At 68.8% G+C, this 8,974-nt stretch carries 7 protein-coding genes; 4 read left to right on the forward strand and 3 right to left on the reverse strand.

Translation table 11 applies throughout. The annotated features are described in order from the left end of the window. A partial coding sequence (locus VNF92_13550; protein HVA58902.1) for a hypothetical protein occupies nt 1-1,550 on the reverse strand: 1,550 nt, incomplete at its 3' end. 116 nt (nt 1,551-1,666) lie between these two features. Here VNF92_13550 and VNF92_13555 point away from each other — a divergent pair. Further along, nucleotides 1,667-2,623: a cysteine synthase family protein gene (locus VNF92_13555; protein ID HVA58903.1), complete on the forward strand. Its 957-nt coding sequence runs from the start codon at nt 1,667-1,669 to the stop codon at nt 2,621-2,623. Between the two features lie 125 nt (nt 2,624-2,748). Here VNF92_13555 and VNF92_13560 read toward each other — a convergent pair whose 3' ends face one another. Continuing rightward, nucleotides 2,749-3,708, reverse strand: coding sequence for a DPP IV N-terminal domain-containing protein (locus VNF92_13560; GenBank protein ID HVA58904.1), 960 nt, complete (start codon nt 3,706-3,708; stop codon nt 2,749-2,751). A 148-nt stretch (nt 3,709-3,856) separates the two neighbouring features. Between VNF92_13560 and VNF92_13565 the strand changes: the two genes are divergently transcribed. Continuing rightward, nucleotides 3,857-4,567: a bacterial transcriptional activator domain-containing protein gene (locus tag VNF92_13565; GenBank protein HVA58905.1), complete on the forward strand. Its 711-nt coding sequence runs from the start codon at nt 3,857-3,859 to the stop codon at nt 4,565-4,567. 27 nt (nt 4,568-4,594) lie between these two features. Here the strand turns inward: VNF92_13565 and VNF92_13570 are convergent, their stop codons facing one another. Beyond that, nucleotides 4,595-7,990: a hypothetical protein gene (locus VNF92_13570; protein ID HVA58906.1), complete on the reverse strand. Its 3,396-nt coding sequence runs from the start codon at nt 7,988-7,990 to the stop codon at nt 4,595-4,597. A gap of 160 nt (nt 7,991-8,150) precedes the next feature. Here VNF92_13570 and VNF92_13575 point away from each other — a divergent pair, with 160 nt between their 5' ends. Both VNF92_13575 and VNF92_13580 read left to right on the forward strand, forming a co-directional pair. Then, nucleotides 8,151-8,303, forward strand: coding sequence for a hypothetical protein (locus VNF92_13575; protein HVA58907.1), 153 nt, complete (start codon nt 8,151-8,153; stop codon nt 8,301-8,303). 158 nt (nt 8,304-8,461) lie between these two features. Continuing rightward, the coding region (locus VNF92_13580) for a hypothetical protein (protein ID HVA58908.1) at nt 8,462-8,974 on the forward strand (513 nt) is incomplete at its 3' end.

The following is an 8,974-nucleotide window of genomic DNA, read 5'->3' on the forward strand; positions in this document are numbered from 1 at the left end:
AGATGTTGCTGTTGCTGCGCCGGCGTGGGCGGCGCATTCGCCGAGGTGTCCTTGGGCACCGGCGGCCCGCCCTTGGGCACCTCCACCACGTCCAACTGCCAGCGGCGCCCGTCCGTGAACTGGAGCCCGTACCAGCCGAGCAGTTCCTTGTAGTCCAGCTCGCCGGTCGTATCGAGCGCGTCGGCCAGCCACTCGCTCTGATCGCTGCCCGCGACCTCGCTCACCAGAGCGCGGAACTGGGGGTCGGTATACCCGGCCGTGCCCGAATAGCGCTGATAGGCCAGCCGCATCACGTCGTCCAGGCTCTTCGCGCCGTTGGTCACCGATCGGAGGTGCGCGTCGAGCAGCAGTCCCACCACGGCGCCTCTCGCCACCCAGTCGAGCGCGCGGCCGGGCCTCGACGGCTTGCCGGCGTCGAGCGACGCTGCCGTGAGCGACTGCGCGCGGCGAGCGGGATCATTCTGGGCCCGCGCGATGAGGCTCGAAACCCGGTCCAGAAAATCCTGTTGGGGGGCCAGGCCGGCGCGCTCGAGCAGCAGCTCGCCGTAGTAGGTGCCCAGGCCTTCGGTGATCCAGCGGCTGGGCGACGCCGGGCGCGCATCGTAATCGGGCGGCGCGAACTCGGCGGGGTGGAGCCGCGTGCCGTTGAAGGCGCGGAAGTAGCCGCGGGCCGCGTCGCCCAGCCACGTCTGGCGCGCCTCCGGCGTATCGAGCACGTCGGGAGCGGCGCTCAGTACCGTGGCATTGAGGTGTCCGGGCTCGCCCGCTCCACGCCGGAAGATATTAAAGAACTCATAACGCGGATAGGGCAGGAACCCCCAGAACCGCTGCACCTCCACCACCAGCCGGAGCAGGGCGCGGCCGGCGCGTTCGCCGCTGAAGCCGGCCGGGGCGCCGACGTCCACCAGCATGTGGGTGGCGCCCGCCACGTCGAACTGCACCGTTTCGAGCCGTCCGGCCACGATGGGCGCGTCGGCCAGCTCGGCGTAGCTCGACGCGCGGTAGTGGTCGGGCGCGCGGTCCGCCGCCGTGTCGAGCGAGCTGAGCGACGTCCATCCGGCTGGCAGCGCGAGCGCCACGTGCGCCGGGAGTTCGCTGGCCGACGCCGTGGAGAGGTACGTGGCGCGCCCGTTGAGCACCATCTCGCTGTCGCCCACCCAGTTGCCGCCGGCGTCGCGCCCGTCGGCGCGCAGCCGGTAGGTCACGGTCACCGTCGCCGCCCCGCGCGTCTCCACTTGCCAGTGATTGGTGCGCGTGCGATGCACGGGCAGGGGCGCGCCGTCGGCGGCGCGCGCCGAGACGCTGTCCACGCGGGTCGCGTGATCCTCGGCGGCGTAGATGCCCGGCGTCCAGGTGGGGATGAACAGATCGAGCGCGGGTTGCGCGCCCGTCGGGAATTGCGCGCGTACGTGCGCGAAGTGCCGGGCCGGCGCGGGCAGGGAGATCGAATAGTCGATCGCCTGGACGCCCTGCGCACGCGCCTGATGCGCCGCGGCCAGGGCAACGACGGCGGCCGCGCACAGGCGGCCGAGGGATTGCGGAACGGGCACGGGTGTGGATGCGAGGTGTGGTAGGTGCAAGAATGCTCGCGCAAGTGGCGCCACGCCAGGGCCGGAGCGCGCGCCCGTATACCGCCAGGGGCGGCCGGTCCGTAGATTCCCGCGCCATGCGCTATCCAACCGTGTCTCGCGACATCCTCGACGTCGTGGGCCAGACGCCGCTCGTGGCCCTCGACCGCCTGACGGCCGGCCTGCCATCGCGAATCCTGGCCAAGCTCGAGTCCGCCAACCCCGGGCTCAGCGTCAAGGACCGCCCCGCGCTGCAGATCATCGTGGACGCGGAGCGGGCCGGGCTCATCGAGCCCGGAGACACCGTCATCGAGCGGACGAGCGGCAACATGGGCACCGGGCTCGCCATCGCCTGCGCCCTCAAGGGCTACAAGCTGGTGGTCGTGATGTCGGCCGGAAACACGCTGGAGCGGCAGAAGGCCATCCGCGCACTGGGCGCCAGGGTGGTGCTCGTGCCGCAGGTGACCGGGAAGCCGGGGCAGGTGACGGGCGACGATCTCAAGCGCGTGGAAGTGGTGACCAACGAGCTGACGCGCAAGCTCGAGGCGTTTCGCGCCGACCAGTTCAAGAATCCGAGCAGCGTCAAGGCGCACTTCGCCGGCACCGGTCCCGAGATCTGGAAGCAGACCAGGGGCGAGGTGGACGCATTCGTGAGCATGGTGGGCTCGTCGGGCACGTTCACCGGCGTGTCGCGCTACCTCAAGAAGCAGAACCCGAAGGTGAAGTGCGTGGTGGTGGAGCCCGTGGCGGCGTCCATTCTGTCCGGTAAGCGCAAGCATCCCGGCCGCCACAAGTTGCAGGGGGTGGGCTACATGGAGATCCCGCAGCTCTACGAGCCGGCGCTCGTCGATGAGTTTATCAGTATAGGCGACGCCGAAGCCATGCGCACCGCGCGGAAGCTGGCGAAGACCGAGGGGATCCTGGCCGGGTTCACCAGCGGGGCGAACGTGGCGGCGGCGCTCAGAATCGCCAAGCGTTCCAAGACGCCGCTCACCATCGCCACCATCATCACCGACTCGGGGCTCAAGTACTTCAGCACCGACCTGTACGAGTAGATCGAACTTCGCCGGAGGAAGCCCGGTTGGTCGAGCATCCGTAGGCCGAGCTCGCCGTGTTGGGCGCGAAAAAGCGGGGGCTTTCGCCCCCGCTTCTTCGCTGGCTGACTACCCAACCGTCCTTCTCACCTGACCCTCGGCCCTCCATCTTCGCCCGCCGAGGTCGTGAGCCGGACGAGATTGCCGCCGTCGGCGGTCATGCTGAACAGCTCGAGGTCGCCCCCGGTGCTGGGTCGCTTCGACATGAACAGGATCCGCCCGTCGCGGGTCCACGCCGGCGCGCGGCTCAACCAGGCGCTCGCCAGGTCGGCGGCGGCCTTCGGTGTCAGGTTCACCTGGTTGCTGCCGTCCGCGTTCATCACGTACACGGCGGGATAGCCGTCGCGATTGCTCATGAACGCGATCATCGTTCCGTTCTGCGACCACGGCGCCATCTGGTTCAGCGCCGCCGCGCCCGGCGTCATGTCCGTTTCGCTCCCGTCCGCCAGGTTCAGCACGTACACGTGCCCCGCCGAGGTGCTGCCGCGGCGGAAGGAGAGCTTCGTGCCGTTGGGCGACCACTCGGGCCACATGTCGTCGCTCGCGCATTCACAGTCCGTCACCTGGGCGAGGCTCGCGTCGCGAAGATCCATCACGTAGATGTGGTAGTAGGCAGCGCCGTCGCGTTTGCTTTGGAACGCGATCTCGTGCCCGTTGGGGGACCATCGCGCCCAGTCGTCGAGCGCGCCGGCTGCGTAAGTCAGGTCCACCGGGTCGCCGCCCGCCGTGCTCATGCGGAAGATGTGAGTGCCGCCGTCGCGGTTCGACGTGAACACCACGTCGCGCCCGTTCGGCGAGATGTCGGGCCACTGGTCCTTCCACGCGCCGCTCGTGAGCGCAACCGGATCGCTGCCGTCGGGATTCATCAGATAGATGTGGAGGGTGCTGCCCCCGTCCCGCGCAGAGTAGAAGGTAAGGCTTTCCCTGGGGCCCACGGGCTGTGCGCTCATGGCGGCGCGTGTTCCCGCCGGAGCGGTGGCTGGCTGCTCGGCGCACCCCACGACGAGCGCAGCGGCGAGGGCCGCAGAAATGCTGACGACTTTCATCGGAATCCTCCACGGTAGTTGGTCACCCATTGATGGGCGGCGCCGGGAGACACGTCACCGTGTCTCTATCCACCGGCCGAACGCGCCCCTATACTAAAAAGTCCATATCACCCCGATTTCCCGTTCGTTTCTCCCCCCAAGGAACGGGATGTTCAGACTGCAGCTCTTCGGCGGGGCGACCCTGTCGGGCGCTCCTGGCGTGCTCACCGGACGCGTTGCGCAGCGCCACCGGATGGCCCTGCTTGCGCTGCTGGCGGACGCCGGCCCGTGCGGCATGAGCCGCGACAAGCTCCTCGCGTGCCTCTCGCCCGATCTGTGCACCGAGCGGGCGCGGCATCTTCTCTCGAACTCGCTCTATCTGCTGCGTCACACGCTGGGCGTGGACGCCGTGCTCGGCGCCTGCGACATGCTGCGCTTCGATACCGCGATCGTCGGCGTGGACATCGTGGACTTCAACGCGGCGCTCGCTCGCGGCGACCGTCGGACGGCGGTGGACCTCTACGCCGGTCCCTTCCTGGACGGGTTCTTCCTCAAGGGCTCTTGCGAGTTCGAGCAGTGGGCGGCCGAGGCGCGCGACCGGTTCGCCGGCGCATGTCTCGCCGCGCTCGAAGCGCTGGCCGAAGCCGCTGCGGCGGCCGGTGATCTCCGCGCCGCGTCGATCTGGTGGGGGCGCTGCGCGTCGCACGACCCGTGCAGCTCGCGGATCGCGCGGCGATTCATGCTGTCGCTCGCCGCCGAGGGAGACGCGGCGGGCGCGGTGCGCCACGCCCGCGCGCATGCGCTGCTGGTCCGACAGCGGCTGGACATGGAGCCGCACCCGGACGTGCTTGCGTTAGTCGAGCAACTGCGCGCGCGGTGAGCGGGTCCGACTCACCGTTGCACCGACTTACCGACTCGGAGCGCCGCGCCCCCCGCCTCGTGCCCCACGCCCACCCCTGCCACCCCGCCCCCTGCCGCGCGCAGGAGGCGCCTCCTCGATTCCCGCGGCCTTCAAATCAGCCGCCAACTTCGGGATTTCCACCGTCCGCAGCTTTGCCAGCGCGGCGTCCTGCTTCTTCAACTCCGCCGGCAGCCCAGCGAGATCGGTCCGCTGCTCCGCCGTGGGATCGAACGTCACGTTCAACAGATAGCTCATCCCCTGCACCTTCTGCTGAATCGTGCGCACGAATGGCGTGTCCGGCGTCGACTCCTCGGCGCCGCCAAACCCTCCCTGGCCCGGGCAGCGCGGACCTGCTGCACCGCCGCGGCCCCCGAATGCGCCGCCTCCGAATCCACCCCGTCCGCCCCGGCCACCGCCGGCTGCCGAACCCACGTCGCAGTAGATGTGCGTGAACGCGGAGTCCACGCCGTCCAGCTGCTTCTTGAGCGCCGGCGTGAGCTTGTCACCCGCCGCGTCGGCCGCCGTCTTGAGCGGCGTGAACGCCGTCTGCGCCGAGTCCACCCGCTGCTGCGCATCGCGCAGCGTGTTCTGGAATTCCGCCAGCGCGTGGCGGAACTGGTCGAGGCTCTTGAGATCGCTCTCGGCCAGCGTCTGCGCCGCGTCCTGGGTGAGCGTGAAGCTCCGGTTGATGATCGTGACCGCACCGCCGCCGGCAGGCGTGACGGTGAGCTGCGCCGTGTAGCGGCCCGGCAGCACCGGGTACGTGATCTCGGCGTTGCCGCGGCCGCGGCCGAAAAAGCCGCCGCCGCCGAATCCGCCACGTCCCCCGCGAGCCGCCGCTGCGGCGCGGGCCGCGAGTTCGGAATCGCTCGGCACCGCGCCCGTGAGCGGCGGGCCGGCGCGCATGTCCCATTCCGTGCGGTACATGCCCGGCTTCTTCTCGCTCGCCGTGACGGGCAGCGTGCGCACCGTCGTGCCGTTCGCGTTCAGGATGTCGAGCCGCACCGCTGCGCCGGCCGCTGAGTTGTGCAGCAGGTACGTGATCATCGCGCCGTAGGGCGGGTTGGCGCCCTCGTAGCCGCTCGTGCCCATGCCGCTCTCGTGCGTGCCGTCGGGCTGGAAGAGCAGCTCATCGCGCACCGGGAACAGGTACGCCGTCTTGGCCTGTTTCGCCTCGGCCAGATGCTCGAGCGGGCTGATGTCGTCCATGATCCAGATGCCGCGGCCGTGCGTGGCCAGCACCAGATCGTTCTCGCGCGCCTGGATCTTCATGTCCCACACCGGCACGCCCGGGAAATCGCCCGTGAGCTGACTCCAGTGGCCACCGCGGTCCGTGCTGAAAAAGGCGCCGAACTCCGTACCCACGAACAGCAGGTTCGGCTGGCGCGGATCCTCGCGGATCACTTCCACGCCCGACATCGCGGGAAGATTGCCCGCGATGGACGTCCAGCTCTTTCCATAGTCTTCGCTCACCAGCACGTACGGTTTGAAGTCGTTGCTGCGGTGGCCGTCGAACGTCGCGTAGAGCCGGCCTGGGTTGGCGGCCGACCAGGTCACGCGGCTCACGTACGTCGTGTCCGGCACGCCGGGGAACGTGTCGAATTTGCTCCACGTCTTGCCGTCGTTCTGCGACACCTGGATGAGCCCGTCGTCCGTGCCCACGGCGAGCAGCCCCTCCTTCATCGGCGACTCGTCGATCGTCGTGATGTTGCCGAATTCCGCCGTGCCCTCGTTGCGGCCCAGTTCGCCGGAGTCCGGCACCGCGCCGCGCATCGGCAGCTTGTTGCGGTCTATGCCGCGAGTGAGGTCCGGGCTGATCATCGTCCAGCTGTCGCCGCGGTTCGTGGACTTGAACAGGTACTGCGCCGCGATGTAGACCGTGTTGCGTTCGTGGATGGACGGGAGGATCGGGGCGCTCCAATTGAAGCGCAGGTGCTCGCCGTGCGGGCCCGTGGGGCGGATGCTCTTGGCCTCGCCCGTGCGTTCGTCGTAGCGCTGCACGCCCGCCTGCTGCGACTCCGCGTACACGAGGTGCCGGTCGTTGGGGTCCGGCACCGCATAGAAGCCGTCGCCGCCCGACATGCGGAACCACATCGCGTTCGTGGGGCCGTAGCGGTAGCGCGTGCGGCTGGGGCCGGCGTACGTCTGGTTGTCCTGCAGGCCGCCATACACGTTATAGAATGGGCGCGCGTCGTCCACCGCCACCGTATAGAACTGGCTGACCACCATGTTCTCCACGTGGTCCCACGTCTGGCCGCGGTCCCAGGTCTGGTACACACCGCCGTCGCCGCCCAGGATGATCTGTTGCGGATTCTCGGGGTTGATCCAGAGCGCGTGATGATCGGTGTGCGTGCCGGCGGCGAACGGCTCCCACGTCTTGCCGCCGTCCCAGGTCTGCCGATCGCCCGCGTTCAGCTCGATCACGTGATCAGCGTCCACCGGGTCGCAGATGATGCCGCTGTAGTACCAGGCCGTGCCGTCCACGTTGTTCACGTGCGTCCAGTGCGCGCCCGCGTCGTCGGAGCGGTAGGTGCCGTTCATGTCGCCCTTGGCGCTGATGAGGGCATAGACCGTGGCCGGGTGCGATTTGCAGGTAGCGAGCCCGATGCGGCCGAGTTCACCCGTGGGGAGCCCTTCGGAGAGCTTCGTCCAGGTTTTGGCGCCGTCCGTGGTCTTGTAGATTGCCGCTTCGGGGCCGGCGGGGAGGAAGCCGTACTCGCGGCGTTCGCGTTCCTCGCTGGCCGCGTAGAGCACGTCCGGGTTGGACGGGTCCATGGCGATGTCGGTGAACCCCGTGTACTTGGAGATTTCTTTCGTGTTCGTCCACGTCTTGCCGCCGTCGGTGGTCTTGTAGAGTCCACGTTCGCCGCCCGGTGCCCAGAGCGGCCCCACCGCGGCCACGTACACCACGTTCGGGTCGCGCGGGTCGATGACGATGCGGCCGATGTGCTGGCTCAAGGGGAGCATGGCTGCCGACCAGGTCTTGCCGCCGTTCGTGGAGTTGTAGACCCCCGTGCCCCAGCTGCTGGAGCGCATGTTGTTGGCCTCGCCCGTGCCCACCCAGATGACGTCCGGGTCGGAGGGGGCCACCGCCACCGCGCCCACGCCGCCCGTGCGCACCGAGTCGAAGATCGGGGTCCAGGAGACGCCGGCGTTCTCGGAGCGCCAGACGCCGCCGGTGGCCGCTCCTATATAGAAGACCGTGCCCCATTGGCCGGATGCGTTGGGGACCGCCGCGATGGACGTGATGCGGCCGCCCATGAGCGCCGGGCCGATGTTGCGAAAGGAAAGGGCGTGCGCCAGAGCCGAGTCCGACGGGGAGGACTGGGCCGTGGCCGTGGTGGCCAAGGCGAGGGAGACGGCGATGGCACTGGCAGAAATGAGGCGGAAGGGGCGGGTCATCGGACTGAGGAAGGGGTGGTAGGGGCGGTAAAGGCTCGGCAAGGGATCCCCGCGGAGTTCCCGAACACGGGGGCTATGTAGTGGTACGAGCGAACCTGCCCAAGTGCTGGCGGGGCCACAAGTAAACAGTGGATTGCGGACGGCGCCCCCTACGCTCTCGATGACCGCCACGACGCAGGTGCTGGTGGGGTCGTCCGGAGCTTCGGAGTTGGAAGTGGTGGCCGCGTTGTACAACGGCACGGCGTCACACATGCAGGTGCTCACCGGCCTTCCGATTCGCTTGCGTTGCTCGCTCCCGGCACGTACGGTGTGAATGCTGAAGTCGTGACGAGTTCAGACGTGAGTGCGGTTTGGGCTGGGACCGTAACGCTGCCCATCCCCACCCAGCGGTAGTCTACGGCCTGGTTCACCATGCGTGGATCGGCATTGGGGCGTCACGAGAAGGAACCAGTTCGCATCCCGGAGGATGCCATGCCCCTGCTTCGTATGAGTGTTCGCTGGTGGGCGTTGACCCTGAGCCTCGCCCTGTTCGCTGTTGCATCGCCGCTCGCCGCGCAAACAGCATGGAGTCTTGGGCCCTTCGTCGGCGCGTACCGCGCCATGGGGAGCTTCGAGCAGGCTTCGATCTACGACACCGACCTCCCGTACACGCCGCAGGCATTGAACGGGAACGCGTGGGGCGCCGAGGCGCGGGCCTGGTTCGGCGGCCGGTGGGGGGCCCAATTGCAGGTGTCCTCGTCGTCGAGCACCATCGGGCCGACGATCAGTCCGGGCGGGCCAACGCGTTCCCGAACCGCCAACGTCCAACTGGCCACGGCCCAGGCGCTCTACAATATCTTGCCCGCGCAATCGCCGGGGCGGCTCTGGCTCGGCGCCGGACTTGGCGCCGTCCGGCACGTGGGAAACGCGTATGCCAACTATGGCAGTCCGGTGAATCTGGCCGGCGTCGTCGGGCTTGGAGTGTCGCTGCCCATCATGCAACAC

It is taken from the genome of Gemmatimonadaceae bacterium (assembly GCA_035533015.1).
Classification (GTDB): Bacteria; Gemmatimonadota; Gemmatimonadetes; order Gemmatimonadales; family Gemmatimonadaceae; genus JAGWRI01.

Coding starts and splice junctions, on each gene's coding strand:
- VNF92_13570 (HVA58906.1), bottom strand. CDS start 7,990: ATGACCCGCCCCTTCCGCCTCATTTCTGCCAGTGCCATCGCCGTCTCC.
- VNF92_13575 (HVA58907.1), top strand. CDS start 8,151: ATGACCGCCACGACGCAGGTGCTGGTGGGGTCGTCCGGAGCTTCGGAG.
- VNF92_13555 (HVA58903.1), top strand. CDS start 1,667: ATGCGCTATCCAACCGTGTCTCGCGACATCCTCGACGTCGTGGGCCAG.
- VNF92_13560 (HVA58904.1), bottom strand. CDS start 3,708: ATGAAAGTCGTCAGCATTTCTGCGGCCCTCGCCGCTGCGCTCGTCGTG.
- VNF92_13565 (HVA58905.1), top strand. CDS start 3,857: ATGTTCAGACTGCAGCTCTTCGGCGGGGCGACCCTGTCGGGCGCTCCT.